The 23,019-nt window shown below is 39.0% G+C and carries 24 protein-coding genes; 16 read left to right on the forward strand and 8 right to left on the reverse strand.

The window, feature by feature from the left end; all coding sequences use genetic code 11:
• Positions 1–12 precede the first annotated feature (12 nt).
• The 8 genes from O2S85_RS02475 to O2S85_RS02510 all read left to right on the forward strand — a co-directional run bounded on the left by O2S85_RS02475 (position 13) and on the right by O2S85_RS02510 (position 8,292).
• Positions 13–474, forward strand: coding sequence for a DinB family protein (locus tag O2S85_RS02475; protein ID WP_269411184.1), 462 nt, complete (start codon positions 13–15; stop codon positions 472–474).
• 390 nt (positions 475–864) lie between these two features.
• Entirely contained in the window at positions 865–2,118 is a 1,254-nt protein-coding gene (locus O2S85_RS02480; protein ID WP_269412441.1) for an aminopeptidase, read from the forward strand.
• Positions 2,119–2,991: 873 nt separating this feature from the next.
• Complete coding sequence (locus O2S85_RS02485; RefSeq protein WP_269411185.1) at positions 2,992–3,459, forward strand: GNAT family N-acetyltransferase; 468 nt, start codon at positions 2,992–2,994, stop codon at positions 3,457–3,459.
• Positions 3,460–3,513: 54 nt separating this feature from the next.
• Complete coding sequence (locus O2S85_RS02490) at positions 3,514–3,960, forward strand: YrvL family regulatory protein (RefSeq protein WP_269411186.1); 447 nt, start codon at positions 3,514–3,516, stop codon at positions 3,958–3,960.
• A gap of 88 nt (positions 3,961–4,048) precedes the next feature.
• The gene (locus tag O2S85_RS02495) at positions 4,049–4,834 is read left to right on the forward strand and encodes a sulfite exporter TauE/SafE family protein (protein WP_269411187.1); all 786 of its coding nucleotides are present in this window, start codon (positions 4,049–4,051) and stop codon (positions 4,832–4,834) included.
• 285 nt (positions 4,835–5,119) lie between these two features.
• Positions 5,120–5,509 carry a hypothetical protein gene (locus O2S85_RS02500; protein ID WP_269411188.1) on the forward strand — a complete coding sequence of 130 codons (390 nt, stop codon included), beginning with the start codon at positions 5,120–5,122 and terminating at the stop codon, positions 5,507–5,509.
• 1,049 nt (positions 5,510–6,558) lie between these two features.
• Positions 6,559–7,554 (forward strand): DUF418 domain-containing protein, encoded by a 996-nt coding sequence (locus tag O2S85_RS02505; RefSeq protein ID WP_269411189.1) that lies wholly within the window; start codon positions 6,559–6,561, stop codon positions 7,552–7,554.
• A gap of 153 nt (positions 7,555–7,707) precedes the next feature.
• Complete coding sequence (locus O2S85_RS02510) at positions 7,708–8,292, forward strand: YjgB family protein (protein ID WP_269411190.1); 585 nt, start codon at positions 7,708–7,710, stop codon at positions 8,290–8,292.
• 97 nt (positions 8,293–8,389) lie between these two features.
• Here the strand turns inward: O2S85_RS02510 and O2S85_RS02515 are convergent, their stop codons facing one another.
• Positions 8,390–9,292, reverse strand: a complete 903-nt coding sequence (locus tag O2S85_RS02515) for a DMT family transporter (protein WP_269412442.1) — start codon at positions 9,290–9,292, stop codon at positions 8,390–8,392.
• 421 nt (positions 9,293–9,713) lie between these two features.
• Between O2S85_RS02515 and O2S85_RS02520 the strand changes: the two genes are divergently transcribed.
• Positions 9,714–10,061: a YxeA family protein gene (locus tag O2S85_RS02520; RefSeq protein WP_269411191.1), complete on the forward strand. Its 348-nt coding sequence runs from the start codon at positions 9,714–9,716 to the stop codon at positions 10,059–10,061.
• Positions 10,062–10,103: 42 nt separating this feature from the next.
• Complete coding sequence (locus O2S85_RS02525) at positions 10,104–10,406, forward strand: DUF4870 domain-containing protein (RefSeq protein WP_269411192.1); 303 nt, start codon at positions 10,104–10,106, stop codon at positions 10,404–10,406.
• A 228-nt stretch (positions 10,407–10,634) separates the two neighbouring features.
• Here the strand turns inward: O2S85_RS02525 and O2S85_RS02530 are convergent, their stop codons facing one another.
• Positions 10,635–12,347 carry a sulfate adenylyltransferase gene (locus tag O2S85_RS02530; RefSeq protein ID WP_269411193.1) on the reverse strand — a complete coding sequence of 571 codons (1,713 nt, stop codon included), beginning with the start codon at positions 12,345–12,347 and terminating at the stop codon, positions 10,635–10,637.
• Positions 12,348–12,806: 459 nt separating this feature from the next.
• Positions 12,807–14,222 (reverse strand): amino acid permease, encoded by a 1,416-nt coding sequence (locus O2S85_RS02535; protein WP_269411194.1) that lies wholly within the window; start codon positions 14,220–14,222, stop codon positions 12,807–12,809.
• Between the two features lie 312 nt (positions 14,223–14,534).
• Here O2S85_RS02535 and O2S85_RS02540 point away from each other — a divergent pair, with 312 nt between their 5' ends.
• Together O2S85_RS02540 and O2S85_RS02545 are read left to right on the forward strand one after the other, a co-directional pair.
• Positions 14,535–15,104 (forward strand): TetR/AcrR family transcriptional regulator, encoded by a 570-nt coding sequence (locus tag O2S85_RS02540; RefSeq protein WP_269412443.1) that lies wholly within the window; start codon positions 14,535–14,537, stop codon positions 15,102–15,104.
• A gap of 56 nt (positions 15,105–15,160) precedes the next feature.
• Positions 15,161–15,511, forward strand: a complete 351-nt coding sequence (locus O2S85_RS02545; protein WP_269411195.1) for a DUF4260 domain-containing protein — start codon at positions 15,161–15,163, stop codon at positions 15,509–15,511.
• 202 nt (positions 15,512–15,713) lie between these two features.
• Here the strand turns inward: O2S85_RS02545 and O2S85_RS02550 are convergent, their stop codons facing one another.
• From O2S85_RS02550 to ehuB, 5 genes are all read right to left on the reverse strand, one after another.
• A complete protein-coding gene (locus O2S85_RS02550) occupies positions 15,714–16,670 on the reverse strand; it encodes a tRNA dihydrouridine synthase (RefSeq protein WP_269412444.1) in 957 nt (318 codons plus the stop codon).
• A 201-nt stretch (positions 16,671–16,871) separates the two neighbouring features.
• A complete protein-coding gene (gene ehuA, locus O2S85_RS02555; RefSeq protein ID WP_269411196.1) occupies positions 16,872–17,642 on the reverse strand; it encodes an ectoine/hydroxyectoine ABC transporter ATP-binding protein EhuA in 771 nt (256 codons plus the stop codon).
• Position 17,643: 1 nt separating this feature from the next.
• Complete coding sequence (gene ehuD / locus O2S85_RS02560; protein ID WP_269411197.1) at positions 17,644–18,369, reverse strand: ectoine/hydroxyectoine ABC transporter permease subunit EhuD; 726 nt, start codon at positions 18,367–18,369, stop codon at positions 17,644–17,646.
• On the reverse strand, positions 18,366–19,028 hold the full coding sequence (gene ehuC, locus O2S85_RS02565) for an ectoine/hydroxyectoine ABC transporter permease subunit EhuC (RefSeq protein WP_269412445.1): 663 nt from the start codon (positions 19,026–19,028) through the stop codon (positions 18,366–18,368). Before ehuC ends, ehuD begins: the two co-directional genes overlap by 4 nt.
• 85 nt (positions 19,029–19,113) lie before the next feature.
• On the reverse strand, positions 19,114–20,004 hold the full coding sequence (ehuB, locus tag O2S85_RS02570) for an ectoine/hydroxyectoine ABC transporter substrate-binding protein EhuB (RefSeq protein WP_269411198.1): 891 nt from the start codon (positions 20,002–20,004) through the stop codon (positions 19,114–19,116).
• A gap of 455 nt (positions 20,005–20,459) precedes the next feature.
• Here ehuB and O2S85_RS02575 point away from each other — a divergent pair, with 455 nt between their 5' ends.
• From O2S85_RS02575 to thiD, 4 genes are all read left to right on the forward strand, one after another.
• Positions 20,460–21,377 (forward strand): ketopantoate reductase family protein, encoded by a 918-nt coding sequence (locus O2S85_RS02575; protein WP_369419764.1) that lies wholly within the window; start codon positions 20,460–20,462, stop codon positions 21,375–21,377.
• 30 nt (positions 21,378–21,407) lie between these two features.
• Entirely contained in the window at positions 21,408–21,557 is a 150-nt protein-coding gene (gene ytzI / locus O2S85_RS02580) for a YtzI protein (RefSeq protein ID WP_269411199.1), read from the forward strand.
• 88 nt (positions 21,558–21,645) lie between these two features.
• A complete protein-coding gene (locus tag O2S85_RS02585) occupies positions 21,646–22,149 on the forward strand; it encodes a DUF456 domain-containing protein (RefSeq protein WP_269411200.1) in 504 nt (167 codons plus the stop codon).
• A gap of 33 nt (positions 22,150–22,182) precedes the next feature.
• Positions 22,183–23,019 carry a bifunctional hydroxymethylpyrimidine kinase/phosphomethylpyrimidine kinase gene (thiD, locus tag O2S85_RS02590; protein ID WP_269411201.1) on the forward strand — a complete coding sequence of 279 codons (837 nt, stop codon included), beginning with the start codon at positions 22,183–22,185 and terminating at the stop codon, positions 23,017–23,019.

The raw sequence follows: 23,019 nt of genomic DNA on the forward strand, positions 1-23,019 counted from the left end.
GGAAAGATCGTTATGGATATGAAAAATGTTTTTTTGCAACAGTTAACGGCTTGTTATGATCAAAACACTTGGTTCGTGTCACTTAACAATGCAATAAAGGGCCTTACAGCTGAACAAGCATCCTGTAGAGACGGACAAGCAGTGAATTCGATATGGGGAATCGTCAATCATTTAGCTTTTTACAATCAACGATATTTAAATCGCTTTAATAGCATCCCCAATTCTGATGGTCCCGAAAGTAACAGTTCAACGTTTAAAAATATTGATGAACAAACATGGGAGTCCACCGTAAAATTAATCAATGAGATCATGTCTGGATGGAGAACGTCGTTGGAAAAAAGCGACGATCAGAAAATCAATGATTGGGCATTAGAACTGGCTCATCTTACCCTTCACAATACATATCACATTGGGCAAATCGTCCATATACGTAAACAGAAAGGTATATGGGATACAAAGCAAGGGGTAGATTGAACAACGGAACTATTAGAATGCTGACACAGTGGGCGTTTAGCCAATTCCAGATACGGGCGCGATTGTCGCAGATTGTGTTTAGATTGGGCAGAACTTTTTCCGTAGTGAAAGGGTTCTTTTTTCATTTTCGGTAAAATCCAGGACTACTGTAGAAAATGAAAACCTGGTACGCGTCAAGGTAATCGCAGAGATAGTGATCTGACCCGAACGGGAATTAAGGAGTTGACACATTCGCCGCATCCCGCCCCTCTTGGTTTGTCAAAAGGTACGCATAGTTCTTTTTTAAATTTAATAAATAATTAAAGCCTTGTGCTGTTACTTTGGAATTAGCTTAGTTAATTGAATTTTTTCTATTTATAAAGGAATAAAAAGGTAGGAGCTGAGTGTGTGATGATTAAAGGGATATATGAGCTTGTTAGCGAAGAACAGTTGAAAAAGTATGCAGAGCTTGCTGTACGAGCTGGTGTAAATGTGCAAAAGAATCAATTAGTGATTATTCATAGTGACATAAAAAATGTAACGTTTGCACGTCTAATCCAAACGGCAGCCTATGAGGCAGGGGCTTCAAATGTGGTTATGGATTGGACAGATGAACAGTCTACCAAAGAATTTTATTTAAATGCAGCGGATGATGCCATCGAACATTTTCCTAACTGGCAGGATGCTCGGTTTAAGGAGTGGGATGATGCGGGTGCTGCTTATATCCATATTATTTCTGAAAACTTAGACGTCTTTAAGGATGTTTCCACAAAACGGATGAGCCGCTTCCAAAAGGCCTCTCGCACCAAGTTGAAGGCTCATTACGCAAAGATTAGATCCCACGAGGTACGCTGGTGTCTTCTAGCTGTCCCGTACTTCGCATGGGCAACTAAAGTATTTCCTCACTTAAGTAAAGAAGAAGCTCTGCAATCATTATGGCAATTAATCTTACATGGAGCTCGGGCAGATGGAAAAAATCCTATAAAAGACTGGGAAAATCATGACAGAGCCTTCGAGTCCAGGAAAAAGTTTCTAAACGACAGCCAGTTTAAAGCCTTGCATTTTACAAATAGCCGAGGAACTGATTTATTAGTCGGTATGCCTAAAAATCACTTCTTTATCTGCGGGGGTGTTATAGATAAAAAGGGAATACCGTTCTTTCCGAACATTCCCACAGAGGAAATATTTTCCGCCCCCCATAAAAATGAGGTAAATGGCAAATTAGTAGCCACTAAACCGCTTATCTATGGGGGATGCGTCATCGATGATTTTTACCTAACCTTTAAAGATGGACGGATTACTGACTATTATGCCGCCACTGGACAAGAAGCATTACAAAGTCTTATCGAAACAGATGAAGGTTCATGTTATTTAGGTGAAATTGCCTTGGTCCCTAACAATTCTCCTCTTGCTCAGGCAGATACGCTCTTTTACAACACCTTGTTTGATGAAAATACGGCCTGCCATATTGGAATCGGGAACGCCTCCCCTTCTAACCTTCAAAATGGCAGCAACCTATCTGAGGAAGAGTTGAAGGAAGCAGGCCTTAATACTTCAATCCTGTTAGTCAATGTGACCTTTGGAACCGAAGATATGAAAGTAGTGGGTATTAAAGAAGGTGGTACTGAAGCCCTGCTAATGAAAGATGGTGACTTCCAATTCTAATTTGGCTACTCCTTAAAAATAAAGGGGACTGCTAACGGAGTCGGGGACCGGGGTTGCCGAAATTAAATAGCCTGAACAAAAACGGTAGTCAAATAAGGCATATGTTGTTACCTCGGTAACTGCCAGACCAAAATAATATAAGGGATGAATAAAGGTGTTGATTCCTTCCTTCTTTTTTTTTGATGAGATTTTTAATTTCAAACATAACCCCTAAAAGCTTATTATCAATTCGTTTGAGCTTTATATCCATCTATTAAAATGCCCTCTATGACCCTCATATGGGTTGTGTATTCTCGATAAACCTTTGCTTTCTTAGATTAATATTTTCTAGTACATTAGCTTCGGAAGGCACTTTTCTTAATAATTGCATGTTATGCTAATAAAAAGAATGTTCTTTTCTTGTATACTAAAGACTTGATCGAAAATACACAAACCTAAGAAGACTCAAAGAAACCATTGAAAAAATTTGATCATTAACAACGTGATTAGAATAACAGATGAGCACGAAAATGTGTACAAACATTGATTTCGTGGTCTAATTAACATAGAAAGTTTATAAGTGCATACACTAATAAAGACCGCCCATGCTGATACATGGAGCGACCGAGACCGAACCCTATCAAGAAGGGCAAGGCAGCTTTAGGAAAAATAATCCCTCAGCGCTGGTCAAAACGCATATGAGGGATTATTTTTTATGGTTTTTGTCAGACATAATAAACGCCACTAACATCCCGAAAGATATCATTAGCGTTAGTGCAACGTATGTTAAACTTAATATAGAGGGGTCTCGATGCAAAATACCATGAAACCCCTAATCGGTCGCTTAACTTAGATACGGATACTAGTTTTCTATTTTTGATCGGAGGAGCTATCATGGGTTATACTTTTAACAAAATGTCACAAGAGCAAGCAGAAAACATTGCTTCGAACTGGCACTATGATGGGAAATATTCTTTTTATGATTTTGAGGCTGATGAGGGGGATCTAGCTGAATTGTTGAATCCTCGAGAACGTGGGGATAAATATTACATAGTCGAAAAGGGCAATGAAGAAAGGGGGTTCTTTTGTTTTGAAAATGAAGGCGATTCCGTTGATATTGGGTTGGGAATGAAACCCGAATTGACTGGAAGGGGTATGGGTATAGATTTTCTTAAAGCTGGACTAAATTATGCAATATCCAAATATAATCCCAAAGCAATAACGCTTTCGGTTGCCACTTTTAATGAGAGAGCCATAAAGGTCTACAAAAAAGCAGGCTTTGAATCCGTTATGACTTTCATGCAGGATACAAATGGCAGTCGTTTTGAGTTTTTGAAGATGACGTATGAATTCGGAAAGTAAATAGCTATAGATTTGTAATAGATTGTTGAACATAACGATGATTCATTTAAAAATATGAATGTCAAAGAAAAAGCAGCAACCGTTATCGGATTCACATTTTTTATGATATCGGTAATCGGTTTTGTTTTAAGTATTTTCCTTTTTGGTTTTGCAGGAGTTTTTGAATTACTTGGAGTTCACTATCATTCTATTTGGTCATTGATTATTTTTGTTGTCGGTTTTTTTATTTTAAGGTTTTTGGCTGACCTATTTTTTGATGCTATAGCGAAACTTTCCATCAAAAATACAAGAGGGAATATAAAAGCATTTTTGATACAAGTTCTTTTTGCATTTGTGTCAAACTGGCTCGTCATTGTTACAGTTGATGCATTTATGAAAAGTATTACTCTTTCTTTGGAAACAAAGTTAATAGTCGCACTACTACTGGCTATATTGGAACCAGCATTCGACAACAAAAAAGAGAAGAGTAATGAGGTCCACTTTAAGAGTCGCCCAGATTAACTGTAACTTTTAAAAAGGGGACCTAAGAACAGTCCTTCATTAATATTAATAAAGCGAGAGATGATTTTTAGTGGGTTTTTCATTTTTAATGTATTCATTAATTGGTATTATTATTGGCGTTCTATCAAGCATGTTTGGATTCGGGGGTGGATTTGTTGTAGTTCCTATCTTATTTGCTTTTTTGCCGGATTCTATTCCTGGCGAATACTTAATGCATACTGCTATAGGAACATCATTAGCAGTTATGATTATAAATTCATTTAATTCAACTTATAATCACGCCAAAAAAGGCAATGTAACATGGTCAGTCTTTAAAATATTAGTAGGATATATTGCAATAGGTTCTTTAATAGGCGGAGTACTTGCGGTCTACATTAAAAGTGATTTCCTTAGGTTTGCATTTATTGGTCTATTAGTTTACGTTTTGATTGCGAACATATTCAAGAAATCGTTCACAGTAGAAATGGAAGAACATTCATTTCGTCTGCCTAAACAAAGTTCAGCATCTTTTATTGGGATAGGCATTGGCTTTCTCTCAACTTTGTTAGGTATTGGCGGAAGCACAATGACAATTCCTTACCTTAGAAACAGAGGTATGCGTATGATACACGCTGTGGCTTTAGCTACTCCATTAGGTCTGCCAGTTGCTATTGTGGGAGCTTTTACATATTTAATTACGGGTATGCAGATAGATGTAATGCCTTCGTCAACTGTAGGGTTTATATACTTACCCGCGCTTATTGGGTTTACAATCGGAGGCTTTATTGGTGTACCTATTGGAAGGTCCTGGGCTCAAAAATTATCTGACAAACTCTTTTCAAAAATCTACTTAATTCTTTTGTTTATTGTGATTATCATGATGGTTATCAGCTGATTGCGCATAATGCTTTTAAAAGATGGTCCATTAAAGTGCGTGTTTAAAAAGGGAGGAGAAGTTGAGGTGAGTAAAAGACAAATTGCAGAACTTTAAAAAAGGGTTGATGACTTAGAGAATGATAAAAAATAAATTGGAATAAAGTGTTTACAATCAGAATTTTACCAGAAGAAAAAAGCGCCCTAATTAACATTTTCGGACCATTTTAGAAATGAACTCGGAGCTATTAATGCTCATAACAACGACCTTTGCACTGGAAAGTTTTCTACTGAAAGGATTTTTCAAATGGAAGACAGACGATTAAAGAAATTTATAATAAGTGGTTTTAATGCCCTTGTCGTGGGCTTAGGCATCTTTTTATTGTCATGGAAGTTTTTGCAATCATTAATAGCGTTTATTATTGTATTCTTTATTACTTTTTTAAGCTTTAATAATAACAAGGACAAAAAAACGGATAAGGGATTTGAATTATATTATTGGAGCCTTTCAAACAGAAGGAAATTCATTAGAACATTGTGGCTATGCCCATTTGTCTTGTTGGTTACAGCATCAATTTGGTGTTTTTTATCTATCGAGTCCTGGAGAAAATTACTTACAATGCTTATGTTGTTGGGAATTTATGTGGTTCAATTATTTTACACTTATGCAAAATGGAAAAAGAACATTGTAGATTAGTGACGCAAGGAAGTAAGGTTGTTTGAGTATAGAATCTTCTATCAATGGCGGCGGTTTAGCCGAATAACCCAATTCATTTATATGTAGAATAAAAAGGGGATTCAAGTTTTGAAAAAGAGGCATTTTATTATTTGGATATAAATGCTAATTGCTACTGTGCTGGGAATATATGGGTAATCTTTGGCTTATTTTGTAGATGAGCAAATTTCGGTTAACGGAAATAGTGCGATACTAATATCCAGCTTAACCATTTTTACGGTTATTAGTGTTTTAATATACATAGCCGTTCCATTGTTAGCATACATAATGAGATTTGATAATAGGTATAGTTTTATTTATATTATTGTCTTTGGAATTATAGGTTTTTGCGTATCCTCATGGTCGATATTTGTTTGTTTGATGTGGTGGGGTTAAATTAGTTGTATACAGAGGCAGCGGGATATTAAGTAACGGTACCCCACTCTTGTCCCTTTACCGAAAAAAAGTGTGTCGGCATTGGACTATATTGTTTAGTAAGGGTAAGGGGGGGTTAATGCTCATTATAATGTTTCCAGTGAGTATGCTATGGTTCGACCTAATTAATTTTGAATATAAGTTTTTGGGATCTTTAGCTGCCATTATATTATTAACGGTTACCTTGTTATTTAAATTACCTAAACTCAGAGAAGGCATAAAGAATAGATATCAAGGGTAGAAAATAATCAACCCTTTTGAAAAACCTATACTCGTTCACAATAAAAGAATCCGTTTTTGGTCAACCTTTCCAAAAAACGGATTCTTTTATTTGCCCAAAATGCGGCTTCTACACATCCAAAGGTAAAAGACTTTATTTACAATGACAAAATTGTAAGGTTTTACGACAGAATTGTTAGGAAAATCGATATTTATTTTCCTGTTTTCCTGTCATATTGGAATTATAGTTAGATCAGAAATCAAAACGATGATGAGATACAGTCGCCTTTGGATCTATCAAATCGTACACTTCTAGCTTCTGTTTTGTTTAGACATTTTATAGGTTCACCGATAAGTAAAGAGAGGGGATTTTTAACATGAAACAACGGATTGATACCTTGGATTTCTTGCGTGGATTTGCATTATTGGGGATTATATTCGCGAATGTTGGGCCGATTATACTTCCCTCCTCCATTCATACAAACCTTATCTGGGGTAAAATTTTGGAGTATGTAATATCAGAACGGTTCTTTATGATTTTTTCTTTTTTATTTGGGATTGGTTTTTATATTTTCATTACGCGAGCCGTCAATCGTGGTGATCGAAGTAAGATCCTTTTTATAAGGCGGCTGATCGCACTATTGATTTTCGGGTTGATTCATCAATATTTTCAGCCAGGAGAAGCTTTGTTACCCTATGCGATATTCGGATTCATTCTCATTCCTTTTTATCGATTAAAACCAATCACTAATTTTATAACCGCTGTAATACTCATGGTTCCTGCTGTATTTCTCGGAGGAAGCTATTTTATGATCTTGCCGATGTTCTTGCTTGGCTTATGTATGGGGCAGTGGAAGGTTTTTGAGAGGATTACGGCCTATCAAAAAGGATTTCGTTGGGTACAAATTGCTTCCCTTTGTCTTTTGCCTGTGGTTATTTATATTCAATATATCTTATCTGAACAAACCGGAAAATCGGAGCAAGCTAGTTCCATCTCGGCCCCGTTTGTCAGTGCATTCTTTGTGACGTCGTTAACACTCTTGCTCCGTCACAATATGATTCAAAAGTTATTGGCACCCTTAAAGTATGTGGGAAGAATGGCTTTAACGAACTACCTTGTTCAAACTGCTTTGATTTTATTAGCGAGTCATCTGTTTCATTTAACAGGTGACGTGCATCAAACGACATTAATGAACATTGCCATCGTCATTTTGATTATCCAAATGATATACAGCACCATTTGGTTTCAATATTTTAAGATCGGCCCCATGGAGTTTATATGGAGAATAGCAACATATGGAAAACTGCCCGATCGTTACAAGTCAAATGCTAATTATGTAAAGTCACTTAAAAGCCAAACCGGCAGAACATGACAAAATTGCAAGGAAAATAGATGTAATTATCCGTGTTTTCTTCCTAGTTAGCCTGGGTAAAGGGGTGGGACAATTCTATATTTTCGATGTTTTAAGTAATAAATGGAAGGGAAAATGATTAAATACAAATTGATTTTGGAGGGGAGAGATAATATGAATGCGAAAAAAGGTTTGTTAATAGGTGCGGTTGCTTTGGGCCTTACAATATCTGGAGCAGGGATATCATCTGTTTCTGCTGCTGATTCCAATGCGAATGTTCCTGCGTCTTCAGTTTCAGGTATCCATTCTTCTATTACCAACCAGGAGGCAGCAGGAACTTTAAATAACATTTACGATCATGCTTTTATCGGTGAAATGCCTGGAGAGGATCACGCATTTCGAATCAATGAAAGCACAAAAGAGGACATTCATGAAAAGTTAGGCAATCCTCAGGAGGTTGACGGTCAATTTGATTTGTACCACTGGGAAATGGGGAATCCTGGATATGGATTCGCTTATAACGAAGACAATACCGTATCTGAAATACGATACTTTGGTACAGGTGTTGAAAGACAACAAAACCTGGGAGGCATCACACCTGCCGTATTAAGCGAACAAATCGGCAAGGCTGATACGATTCTTGCTGTTCCCGACACAAATGAAATGGACTATGTTTATAAGACGGGTGATTATGAGCTTCACTTTGTCGTTGGCAGTGATCAAACAGTTGATCATGTGAATCTAAAGGAAGCAGAATAACTGTTGATTTTGTAGGGTTGTCTCCAATGGAGGTTTTTAATAACTAATCGTTTGAGGAAAATAGGGAAGGTCAGCCAGTAGCTTTGGCTGACCTTTTTTAAGAATCTTTATTTAATGCCACTAATAAAGTCATCCCAATAATACAAGCTGTACCAATCCATTGGAAAATTCCAAAAGGCTCGTTTAACCAAATGACTGTTGTTAAAACAGCGGATAGAGGCTCCAGGCTGCCCAAAAGACTTGTTTGTTTAGGTGAAAGGTGCTGTAAACTTTCAATATAGAACCAAAATGCGATCATCGTACCGAAAATGATTACAAAAAAGAGATATAAATAAATTTCCAACGTTAAATTTGTAAAGTCCAGTTGCCAAGGAGGATGGATAAAGCTTAATGCCAAGCCGCCGATAATCATAGCCCAACCTACAATAACAAGCGTATCGTATCGCGCAAGGAGAGGAACAGCGTATAACGTATAAAAGGCTAATGCTAGTCCAGATAAAACACCCCAAATAATGGCAATGACTGGCACTGATAACTGTGATATGTATCCATTTGTTAATAGGAAAAAGCAGCCAATTAAAGCAAGCGTTACCGCCAACAAATCGTTGCGTGTTAAAACAGTCTGTTTGCGTATGACTAAATAAATAATAATCATCACGGGAGCGAGATATTGTAATAACGTTGCAACAGCAGCATTACCGTGATTAATCGATGCCATATATGTGTATTGAGCACCAAGCATACCAATTATTCCATAAATAATTAGTTGTACGGCTGTTTTCCTATTTTTCCAAACAGCAAGTACCTGAGAATAGTCTTTTCTAACCCACTGCACGGCTAAAAGTAAAAAACCGGCGATGAGCAAGCGAATTGTTACGAGCCAATTGACATCGATGGCATACTGCTGAAAGAGTTTTTGTGAAACAGTACCACCGATACCCCAAAAGGTGGCTCCTGTTATAACAAGAAATAATCCTTTCTTTTGATTAGGTCTGATCATTTTTTTCACCTCAAATGATGGCTCTTAATCAAAATCTATGATTGACAGATTAGATGTAATTTTGATATAGGCGATAGCTAGTCTAGCATTACATTTTTATTCATTCATTTCAATCATAGATTTGGTGCTGATTCAAATTTTTAGATGTATAGTTATTTTGAAAGCGGTTTTCATCACGGATGTTTTACATAAACTGCAATTTAAAACATAACAAAATTGTAAGGTTTTCCACGAGCATTGAAAGGAAAATCGATGTTCGCGTGCGTATTTTCCCTTTATAATGGAATTATCGTTGGATCAAGAGATCAGAACTAGGAAAAGAACGATTATGACGCACGCTATCAGTCCTTTGATTAGCTGGCTCACAATTTCTGGTTTACGATCTAGTATTTTTCAACAATCAGGAAAGGATGGGTTCGTAATGAAACAACTCCCTATCGTATGCATGGGCCTCATTTTAGCTTTACTGACCGCATGCAGTCCACAACAAATGCAAACAATCGGTTCGGATAAATATTATGTGAAAATCCAAGATGAAGGTGAAAAATATACGGAACAAGGTAATTCCAGGTACAAATATGAATTGGAAGGCTTTAATGAAGATGGTGAAGGCAAAAATCTCGAGTTCACGAGTAATCATCAGTTAAAAGATGATGCCTATTTACGGATTTATTACAAGAAAGGCGAGGTCATTACCTATGAAGAGGTAGAAAGTGATGACATACCAAAAGATCTCCAGCAGTTGTTGGAGGACGATAGCGATTCCTAAGGCATAGTCATTTTAATCTCATCATAAGAAGAGGTGAATCGTATGAAGGCGGATAAGCTTTTGTCATCTTTATGTTATTTTAGTGTCTTTTTTGCACCATTTTTATTCCCGATCATTATATATATTTTGGCATCAGGGAATGTGAGACACCATGCGGGAAAGTCATTATGGACACACTTGGTTCCTTATCTTTCTCTTTTCATTGGTATAGGGGCGTTGGTATTAAATATAAATGTCGGAAACCAAACGACAATGCTTATCATCATTTGTGTTTTTACTGCGATTGGGGTTTACTATTTAATTTTAAATTTTGTAAGAGGCATAAAGGTGTTAATAGAGAATTAAATAGATACAAAACAATAGGATGTAACAAATATAGAAAGTCCAATTTCTCAATTAAAATTAAGAAATTGGACTTTTATCACTACTTCGGGATAGTGCCCTTTTCTCGAATGGAAATGTTCTGCAACCTAAATGGATACCAATCCTTCATTGTTTACCTCTTTTGTTTTCCTGAAATTCAATACTTCAAAGGTTCTTTCTATTTTCATTCTTAATCTATTTAATATCATCTTAACTACGATATCGCTTATAAGGCAGCGGATTCCAGGTGCGAAACTCCAGCTCTTCTTTACGCAACGCAGCAGGAATATCGTCCAAGATTTGTTTAGCAACCTCCAGCTCTTTCTCTGCCTCAGATTTATCCTGATACATAAAATCATCTGAAGCTTTCTCCAATGCCTTATCTACCTTCTCTTCCAGATTTTCCACAACCATCTTTTGCTGGTGGCGGATAGATTCGCGGGCTTCTGCAACCCATTCTGGCTGGACGTGACGTAAATTATCAGTTACATAGCTAAATTCGTCAAAAATATCTTTATACACTCGATCCGCATTATCACGAACATCGGTGATAACAGCTTCCAAATCCTCTATGGTCAACTGCTCCCCCTCCAGTGGCTTTCTACGCTTGGTTCCGCCAAGACGAGTATTTTCAAGGTAATAAGGGAAAATCTTCTTAATGGTATTTCCAACTGGATTGATTGCCAGACCATTCTCATCCACTCCTTTTGGCTGAACACCTTGCATTGCAATGCGTGAAGACTCTGGACGAACGATTTCTTTCGGTGGTAATACACCATAGCGTAATAATTCACGAATTCCAGTTCCGGAAATATTGATACGATAACGCTCATCATGCGGACATGTTTGGTCTGTTGCCGGATTATCACAACGGGTACAATAAAATACCTCATGGAACAGGCGAACATCTATCCCCAATTCATCGGGGGTAAATTCATCAAAGATAGTGTGGCTTGCATATTTGTCATAATAATCGCCAATACCGGCATGGTCACGACCAATTAATGCATGAGTACAGCCATAATTTTTCATAATCAAGGCATGTAGAACTGCTTCACGTGGACCAGCGAAAATATATGTCACTCGCAGTGGTGCAAACATAGTTCTTTCCTTGGGATAATATTCCTCCAACACTGCACGATATGATAACATGCGGAACTCATGTCTTGTATATTCACGCTTTGCCATTTCCACTAGAGCTTGAACAAAAATTCCATCCATTTCTTCCAGTGCATTACGGTGAATGTATTCATGGCCGCGGTGTAGAGGGTTTGCACCCGTGATGAACCCACCAACCGAATTCATTTTTTTGTCTTCATAAAAAAGTTTCCATGTGTCTTTTGGTTCCATTCGTATACTTTCAAATGGCCCCCAGTGAACCCGGCGGACTAAAGTAATCGGTCCAGCTAAAGCCGTGTCCCCCATCCTACGATAAATTGCGTCAACACCGGGGTGGGCGCGATCCTTAGTTCCAAAAACATGCTCTGCACGGAAATCGCGATCATAATGGAAAATATCCTCTAACTTCAAAACAGCAACCGGCTCTTTTGTTTCATCTGCTAATGCAACTTCATCTCCAACAGACAACCCCGCAATTATTTGCTTGTTTCGATCACCAACTGGCGCGAAACTTAAAGGCACGGGCCAAACAACACCATTTGTTAAACGTCCTTCTGTCAGAACGGACTTATAATCCGCCTCATTCATAAATCCTTCATTCGGTGATAGTACACCTGTTGCAATCATCTCAAGCGTAATAACAGCCTCTAAATCCACCATAATCATCGGCAGCTGCTTTGCCCGCTCCAATTCCTCTTCTCGTTCTTTTCCTTTAAGTACCCTGTCAACTAATTTACCGCCATGTGGCTTCTGTGGATAGCTTGCTAATTTTTCCTCTGTTAAAAATACATTATCCTGACTCATATTTCTCCTCCTAATTTTTTAAAAAGGACGAGGAACCCAGTCCCCTTTTCCCGATAGTAAGCACCACCATAACCAACATTCGCCTTAGCTTTAACCGCCATATAGTGTTTAAAATTATGTGAACATCTGGTAAGCGCTTGCGCAACTACTAATTATTATACTATTCTTTGGATATCCAAAATATTAATAAATCCCAAACGGTAGGATTTCGGTGTTGATTGGTAATGATTGGATGGTGAATAATGATTCATGTAATCTGGCCTGTTTATTGAATTGTCTTAATCGAGCTAGTAAGGTAATTCCATCGAACTTTATATCAAAGTAACAACAGTAGTTTTTAAACAATTTTATTATAAATGAAACGATTTTATTATCACGAAACAATGGCAACGATTGTAAAGTACGTTAAATTGGGAATTAATGTTTACCAGCATGTTAAGAAATCCTGCCTCCAATTCTTCATGTATAGTAATCTTTTACATCCTCATGAATGGATACCAATCCATCCTTGTTTGCCTCTTTTGTTTTCTTCCTTTGCGTGAAGAAATAGAAAAGCAGAACAATAATGGTAAGCACTAATGTAAATATAATTTGCACCCGCATCGATTCGATGAAGAACATGGCGACTAACAATGCCGAAATGGCAACGATCGTAAAGTACGTTAAATAAGGAAATAACCACATTTTAACGACAAGTGCTTCTGGATTTTCCTTTTCGACTTTCCTTCTCGTTTTTAAATGCGAAACAGCGATAGTTAGATATAAAATCAATGTAATCGCGCTACAGGAATTTACTAAAAACATAAATACTTTATCTGGAGAAACATAGTTCATGATGACCGCTATATAAGAAAAAAAGGTACCAGCTAAAATCGCTTGAACAGGTGCACCTTTTTTGTTTACTTTTAAGAAACGTTTTGGTGCTTCCCCTTTTTCTGCAAGGGAATACAACATACGTGATGTGGCATATAATGCAGAATTCAGACAAGATAATACAGCGGTTAAAACGATAAAATTCATAATGACAGCAGCTGCGGGAATTCCAATATAATCAAGTACGGCAACATATGGGCTTTGCAAAATGTCAGACGAGCTCCAAGGTAGAAGTGTCACAACTACTGCAATGGAACCTACATAAAATATGAGAATGCGCCAGGTAACAGAATTGGTCGCCTGTGTAATGGCTTTCTTCGGTTCAGCTGATTCACCAGCTGCAATCGCAACAATTTCCGTACCCATAAAAGAAAAAATAACGATGACAACACCCATTAATACTGCCGCAAATCCGTTTGGCATAAAACCTCCCTGCCCGATTAAATTCGTCAAACCAATCGGATCAAAGGTTGGTGTTATTCCAAAAATAATTGAAATGCCAACCACTAAAAACAAAATAATACTAACCACTTTAATTAAGGAAAACCAATATTCAAATTCACCAAATGACTTAACCGATACAATATTGGTTAATGTTAATAATACGGTTAATATCAAGCTCATTAGCCATAACGGAACGCCACTATACCAATATTGAATAATGGCAGCTCCAGCTGTTGCTTCAAGTGCTATCGCAATTACCCAAAAAAACCAATACAACCATCCAATCAAAAATCCAGCCCAAGGTCCGATTGCTTCATAGGCATAATGTGCAAAAGATCCACTTGTTGGATTTACTGCTGCCATTTCCCCCAACATTCGCATCGTAAAAATAACCAACATTCCTGCAAAAGCATAAGAAAGGATTGCCCCTGGCCCGGCAGTATGTATAACAGCACCACTTCCTACAAACAATCCCGCCCCAATAACTCCCGCAATGGCAATCATGGTCATGTGACGTTTTTTAAGCCCTTTTTGTAATTGAGTATCGGATGTATTCATTAATAATCGGCCCCTCCCGTAGTTGAATCATCATAATCGATATGGACTATTTTTTTAGTTTATCATGTAAGCGTATTCATAAAAACCAACACACTGTAAATCAAATAGAAATAGTATTTTAACAATATGTCAAAATAACGGGAATATTTAACCGGATTTATTCGTAAACCACATTGACGAACGTTTAGATCAATCTTCTTGCAAATGATTTAAACGAAATTTGATACTATTTTTATAGGGTTGACAACCAATGATAACAGGGCTATATTATTAATTAAACAATGGTCAATTAATAAATTGGAGCTGATCTTTTTGGCAGCACGAAAAGCAGTGGATCAAGAGTTAACAAGGGAAGTGATACTGGAGACCGCACGTGATTTGTTTGTGGCACAAGGATATCAACACGTTACGATGAGGCAAATTGCGAAAGCGCTCGGATACAGTCACGGTGCGTTGTATTATCATTTCAAGAATAAGGCGGAATTGTTTTACAAACTAGTGGAAAAGGATTTCGGGTTGCTTAATGAGAAATTGGACGAAATCCTGAAAGAGGATACGGATGCGGGAAGTAAAATGAAAAAGATTTTGCTGGGGTATATTGAATTCGGGGTCAAGCATCCGAACCATTATCGGATCATGTTTCTCATTCAGGATGATGACCGGCAAAGTCACCTTCAACAAGAACCGAATCTGACATATGAAAAGTTTGCGTCTGCACTTCATACGTTATGCGGGAATAAGGTGACACCGACGATCGTCTGGTCATTATTTCTTTCCTTGCACGGATTTGTTGCGCATTATTGCGGGCATCCAGAAGAAACATATGAAGATGTGAAACGGTTGGCAGAGTCACATGTCGAGTTTTTGATAAAGGGGCTGTAATAAATTTTTTTGCCCATTAATTAACCAATGTTCAATTAAAATAAGGAGAATGCAAAATGAAAATAGCAATGGTGTTACGAATAGAAGGGCTGTTGGTTCTGGCATTGAGCATTTATGTTTACTTTTATCTGCAATTTAGTTGGATTATGTTTGTCATTTTATTGCTCTCACCAGATCTATCGGCACTTGGGTATTTGAAAAACAATAAGATTGGCTCGATATTTTATAACCTATTTCACACCTATAGTATTCCGATGACAATAATCATTTATAGTTTGTTGACACATAGCCAAACTTTGTTAATGATTAGCTTAATTTGGGTAGCCCATATCGGGATGGATCGAATGCTTGGTTATGGATTGAAATATCCGACAAAGTTTCAAGATACTCATCTGAATCGTATCTGAGTGGGGGACTGGGATTTCTTTAGCTCGTCCTACTTCGCTTGTACCGTCCCCCGAGATTACTGAAAATGTAAATCGCTGATATAACTTCTGAAACCGATGATATATCATTGGATTCAATTATTAAAAAGCAAAACTTTGTGTTTAGGAGTTACAGATAATCGTTTTCAGCTGCCACCTGCACCCTTGTACCACAAACATGCGTTCACTCAAAGTTATCAAGCATTGCACGCACTTCACCTGTTGACTCTGTTTTCATCAATTGATTTCTTAATTCACTCGCCCCTCGAAACCCGCGGACATATATCTTGAAAAATCGACGAAGAGGTTTGAATGAATGTGGCTCGAATGCTTTGGAATATTTATCATGGAGATCTAGCTGCAGTCTTAGGAGATCAAGCAATTCTTTACTACTATGATCTTTTGGCTGCTTTTCAAAGGCAAATGGATTTTTAAAAACACCACGTCCAATCATAATCCCATCAACACCATATTGCTGAGCAAGCTTCAAACCAGTTTGCCGATCAGGAATATCTCCATTGATTGTCAAAAGTGTATCTGGTGCCACTTGATCACGAAGTTTCTTAATCTCCGGAATCAGTTCCCAATGAGCATCTACCTTACTCATTTCTTTTTTCGTACGCAGATGAATGGAAAGATTAACGATATCCTGCTTCAATACGTGTGTTAACCAGTCGTGCCATTCACCAACTTCCGTGTAACCAAGTCTTGTTTTCACACTAACGGGCAAGCCGCCTGCTTTTGCTGCTTGTATGATATCCGCTGCAACTTCTGGACGACGGATTAGACCGCATCCTTTCCCTTTTGGTGCCACATTCGGTGCAGGGCAGCCCATATTGATGTCGACCCCCTTAAACCCTTGTTTCGCCATTCCAATGCTCATTTGCCGAAAGTATTCTGGCTTGTCCCCCCATATATGCGCCACAATAGGTTGTTCATCTTCTGTAAAAGCCAATCGCCCACGCACACTAAGCTTTCCCTCTGGGTGACAATAACTTTCCGTGTTTGTAAACTCTGTAAAAAACACATCAGGTCTGGCTGCTTCACTCACCACATGGCGAAAAACAACATTGGTCACATCTTCCATCGGTGCCAGTACAAAAAACGGCCTTGGTAAATCGCGCCAAAAATTATCTATCATATCAAATTCATATCCTCTCATTATATACACTAGGGCAAGCGAGACTACTTCTTTTTTTAGTGGTCTCAGATAGGTACTTGTCCCAAAATAAAAAGCAAAGATATCTCTGCTTCCTATACACTTATACCATGGTTTGAAATAAGGTTCAATCACAAAATATCCCCGCCAAACCGTCGTGGCGGAGATACTTTTCCGAGTATATTAGTGCCTAAACCGGTGCAAAAAGCTTTGCAGCCGCTCATTCGTTGTATTTTCCAGTACATCCATGGGCGGTCCTTGTTCGGCAATTACCCCATTATCCAGGAATAAGATACGATCCGCCACATCACGGGCAAATTCCATTTCGTGGGTAACGAGCACCATTGCCATTTCCCCTTCCTTGGCGATATCACGGATCACCTCAAGCACTTCGCCGACAAGTTCCGGGTCAAGTGCTGAGGTCACCTCGTCAAACAGCATGATTTTCGGACGCATCACCAATGCACGGGCCATGGCTACCCGCTGTTTCTGCCCACCGGAAAGCTGGCTTGGATAATTATCCAATTTATCTCCCAATCCGACCTTTTCCAGCATTTCCATCGAGCGCTTTTTGGCTTGTTCCTTATTTTCCTTTTGGACATGAATGGGCGCTGTCATACAATTTTCCAAAATAGACATGTGGGGAAATAAATTAAAATGCTGAAAGACCATGCCAATGTTTCCGCGTATTTCCCGTAAATGTTTTTCGTTGGCGGGGACAAGCTTGTTGCCTTTTTTCATCTGCCATAAATTTTTACCATCGACAATAATATCTCCCGAGGTTGGCTCTTCCAAGGTCATCAACAAGCGGATAATGGTGGTTTTGCCTGATCCGCTCGGGCCAATAACCGCGATTTTTTCACCTGGTTTGATGTCTAAATCAATTCCCCGCAATACCTTTACATCACCAAATGATTTATGCACGTCTTTATACATGACAATTGGTTCCGTCATTTTAAGAAACAGCTCCTTTGTTTTCCTGAACTTTCGTATTTACCGCTTTTTTATCGAAACGCCGGTTCATTTTTTTCTCCAGTTTATTAATCAGTAGTGCGGACGGATAACTTAATACCAGGAATAAAATGGCAACAATTGTGATGGGTTCAAGATACTTCCAATGCTGTGAACCAAATTCATTGGCCATAAACAGGATTCCTGATACACCAACTGTTGAGGCCAGTGGTACCTCTTTGAACATGATAATTAAATAGTTTCCCAGCATTGGAATGGTTGGCGGTATCGCTTGGGGCAGAATGATTTTTGTCCACTTTTGTTTGGTGGAAAAGTTCAATGCCCGAGATGCTTCCCATTGTCCAACGCCAACACTGTCGATTCCGGAGCGATACACTTCACCGATATATGTACTATAGTGTATCCCAAGGCCGAGTACTGCGCTTGTAAATGGATCCAACGTTACACCGATTCCTGGTACCATTGGCCATGCATAATAAAGGAAAAATAGCTGAACCAGTGGTGGGGTTGACCGGATAAACTCCATGATCCATGATAACACCCATCTAATCGCTTTTATCGGAATACGCTTGGCAAATGTCCAGAAGAACCCAAAGATTAAGGCAAATAAATAACAGGCAATGGTTAAACCCAGTGTGATGCCAAGCCCTTGCAATACAATTGGAAATGAATCAAAGAATGTCTCCCAGCTCCAGCCGTTATCAGTCATTGACTAGCCACCCCTTTCTTTGATACCTTTTCCATTTTCTTTGTAAGCCAAATTAATGGAAGGGCTAGAATGAAGTAGAATACCAATACTAATAAATAAATGGTTGGTGCCTGTGACAGGTTTGCACTGCGCAGTATGTCCCCCTGGTACAAAATATCCGTCATACCAATTAATGAAACAAGGGAGGTTGATTTAAGCATGAGGATGAGATAATTGCCAAACTCAGGCAACATCATCCGCACTGCCTGTGGGAAAACAACCAGTCGCATGCGCTGAAAGGAAGACATATTTAATGCGGTGGCAGCTTCGGTTTGTCCCTTAGCAACGGATACAATGGAACCGCGAACGATTTCCGATAGATAAGCACCATAGTTTAAGGAAATGGCTAGCACCCCTGCCCAATAGTTACTGCCAATATCAAAGTTAAACAACATTGGCAAGGCATAGTAAAACCAAAACAGTTGAACAATGAGGGATGTCCCGCGAAATACCTCTACGTAAAAACCGGTAAATTTCCTCAGTATTATATTATTGGAAAGCCGGCAAAATCCGGCAATGAAAGCTACTAAATACCCTATCACAATGGAGGCGAGAAGAACAGTTACAGTAACTTCAACGCCTTTCATCAGAATCGGGAAAACGTGACTTATTGTACTAATCGTAATCACTCCTTTAATGAAATAGGGTCGGACCCCCGGGTGAGGGAGATCAGACCCTATGGAGTTGCTAAAACACTATCAATTTCTAGTAATTTTCACCGCTGCAAACACTTTCTGCGGTAATATCATCGGGAGCACTATTCGTCTCGCCGCTGAACCCGTTTTTCTCCAAAAGTTCAGCGACTTTTCCGCTGTCCTTTAGTTCTGCCAGTTTCTCATTATAGGCTTCGCGTAGTTTGTCGTTGCCTTTTTTGAAGGCTGCGGCACCATAGCTCGGTACCCCTTCTATATCCTCAGGCTGCTCGAAGTCCTCAACGAATTCCAGTTTATTACTGTCAGATGATTCAAAAGCCATTTTGATCGTCATTTCGGTACCGGTTGTTGCATCGGCGCGCCCGGATTCAACTGCAGAAAAAGTTGCAGGAATATCCGGTGCACTTTGAATTTGCTTCTTGTCAACCCCTTCCTTGGTTACAAAGTCATTTTCGGTGGCACCGGACATAATGGATACGGTTGCATCCTTATCAGCCAAATCCTTATAGCTGTGCAGGTCCAGCGGGTTGCCTTTTTGCACGATTAGTCCTTCCCCATACATCATTTCCGGTTCACCAAAGTCGGCGTTTTCGCAACGTTCCGGAGTGATGGCCATCCCAGCTGTAATTACTTCAAATTTTCCAGCGTTTAACCCGGGAATTAATTGACTATAGTCGGCAAGCTGTCCTTCCACATTGTCTACACCCAGTTCTTTGAAAACTGCAGTAGCAATATCCACTGCGGCACCTTTTAATTCGCCGCTATCATCCTGGTAAGCGTACGGCTTTTCATTGGCAAAACCAACTGTTACGGTGCCCTTTTCTTTCAATTTCTCAAGCAGATTGCCATCACCGTCACTTTCCCCACTGGCATTATCTGATCCGCATGCAGCCAGCATAACTAACACAAAACACAAAATGGGCATGAATAACGTCTTCTTCATTTTCTAAAATGACCTCCCCTTTTATTTTAAGCATTAACTATTCACGTGAAGTGTCTAACAATGCTTTCATCAAATCTTTCTTGGATAACTCTAATAATGGCAGGGTAATTCTTCATACTTATGGGCTACCTATGTACTAGGTGAATATACTGTTTTTGATGGGTGAAAAAGGAAAAGATGCTGGGTTTAAGTGGACATAATATAATACTAAAGAGATTTTTCAGATTCCTCAAATGTGATATTTTCGGATAATTTTGATTTAAACGGCATATCCTATCGTGTTACGAATCAAGCTATCTAATACCAAAGTATGCTTGTTTATATGTCAGCATGCTCATATATACTCGAAATTTATGAAGTTTGTTATAATTCATGGAGATCTTAGGTGCTGGATATAGACATTACCAAGAGAACACGGTACGATAGCAGGGAATACTGATTTGGATGGAGGGATCATGATGAATGTTGTTGTCATTGGTGCAGGTGCTTTAGGGGCTTATTTTGGTATACGCCTGTCGGAAGGTGGGGCGAATGTTACATTTCTGGTTCGGGAAAAACGAGCCAGGCAAATTGAAGAAAACAAACTGGCCGTCAAAAGTCCTCAAGGGGATTACACAATCAAAAAACCGCAACTTGCTACAGACGCTGCAGAAATTGACCAAGCGGATCTCGTACTTGTTTGTGTGAAGGGATATCACTTAGAGGGAACATTGGATAATTTGAAGAAATTGGTTGATCAAGGCGCACATGTATTACCGGTGTTAAATGGAATCGAACACATTAGCTATTTGCAGGACAAACTGGGTAAAGATGCGGTGATTGGCGGTCTTTCTTTTATTATTGCAACATTGGACGAACAAGGTCATGTCGTCCATTCAAGTGACTTCCATCAACTTGTCTTTGGTCCGCTTCATTCAACGCAAATGCCTATTTGTAAACGGTTGGATGAGCTTTGTAAAGCAGCAAATATTTCAGGGAAGCTTAGTGGGCATATTTTATATGAACTTTGGAAGAAGTATACATTTATTAATGCGTTTTCCGGAGTCACGACCGCTGCAAATCTACCAATTGGTGCCATTCGCAAGCATAATAGTACATTCTTGATTGTGGAAATGATCTTGCAGGAAATGCGAACACTTGCCAAAGCTTATCATACAGAGATTGCCGCTGATGACGTAGAAGCGGCCAAAACACAGTTGCTGAATTTACCTGATGAAGCTACCTCATCCATGCATCAGGATCGCCGCAAAGGCTTAACATTGGAAGTTGATCACTTACATGGCGGCGCCCTCCGTTTAGCTAAGGCAGTCGGTGTTGATATGCCATACACGGAAGCAGTATATGGATTAATTAAACCGTTTGAGAATGCTTAAAGACAATATTACTTTACAGGGAGTGCAAAAATGCTAGGTTACTTGATTATTGGAATTCTTATTATCTTAATTGTTCTTGTGTTAACATTGGTTTCCATTTCCAAGGGATACGCTTATCAACATACAATTGATCCATTGCCACAGGAAAATAATGAGGGGAATAGCGCCACTGGCGAATAACAAATAATAAAGAAGCAGCATGTGATTTTCGGAACACTGGAAAGCATGCTGTTTTTTATCCTAAGTAACCGTGGGCCTAAACAGGAGCATGCTGGAGGTGAGATGTATATTTAACCTATTGATCTGGCTAATAATTATCGCACTATTTATCTTAAGTTTTGCCGGGATCCTATTTCCCATTATTCCTTCATCGCTCGTTCTTTGGGTGGCGTTTTTACTATATCACTTCGCCATCAATTCTAGTGAGTTAACACTTGTTTTTTGGATAGCAATGGCAGTTTTGACAATATTGCTTATCGGATCTGATATGTTAGCAAACAGTTATTTCGTGAAAAAATTTGGTGGCAGTAAATGGGGAGAACGCGTTGCTGCTATTGCTGTAATTATCGGCTCGTTCGTGATTCCGCCCTTTGGGATTGTGGTTATCCCATTTCTTGCGGTTTTCACAATTGAGCTTATGCAACAGCGAAGTTCCCAAGAAGCGATTCTAGCCGCTGTTGGTTCATTTCTTGGATTTTTTGGTGGAGCACTGGCAAAGGTTATGATTCAACTTCTAATGATCATTTGGTTTATAATAGTAGTTATCATGTAAGGATAATGAACAATAAGAAAGGAGCTAGTAGTTATGAAAAAACCGCCTCGAGTGCTAACGATAGCAGGATCGGCTGCAGGTGGAAGTGCTGGGATTCAGGCAGATTTAAAAACCTTTCAGGAACTTGATGTATATGGAATGAGTGTGGTTACAGCTATTGTTGCCCGCCACCCAACAACAAATAAAAACGTCCATCCGCAAACATTGGAGGCCATTGAAGCGCAGTATGCCACAGCGGTTGATCAGGTTGGACTTGATGCATTGAAAACGGGTATGCTTTTTTCCAAGGAAGTTATTCTAAAGACAAGTGAGATTATCCAAAAAGGCGCAACTGATTATCATGTTATTGACCCAGTAATGGTTGGGAAACTGGATTCGAAACTATTGGAGGACGACGCGATTGAGGCGATGAAATCGGAGCTATTCCCATTGGCAACGATCATTACGCCAAATATGCCAGAAGCATCTTTCTTGCTGGATGAACGTAAACTTGAAAATTTGGATGATTTAAAACAAGCCGCGATCGATTTGCATAAGCTTGGTTCGAGATATGTTTTGGTAAAGGGTGGTCGGTTAACAGGACCGGCAGTCGATGTGTTGTACGATGGGACCCAATTGACAACGTTTACTGCACAGCGCATTGATACGGTAAATACTAGTGGTGCCGGGTGTTCCTATTCAGCTGCCATTACGGCTGAACTGGCTAAGGGACATGATGTCATTGAAGCGGTGAAACTGGCAAAAACCTTTGTGACGGCTGCGATTGCATATGGTTTTACATATACGGAAAAGGTTGGTCCTACGTATCACGCAGCAATGCGGATGAATGGCGAACCGCACCAAATCATCGTTGAAAAGATGGAGGGATGA

The organism is Lentibacillus daqui (assembly GCF_027186265.1).
Taxonomy (GTDB): Bacteria; Bacillota; Bacilli; order Bacillales; family Amphibacillaceae; genus Lentibacillus_C; species Lentibacillus_C daqui.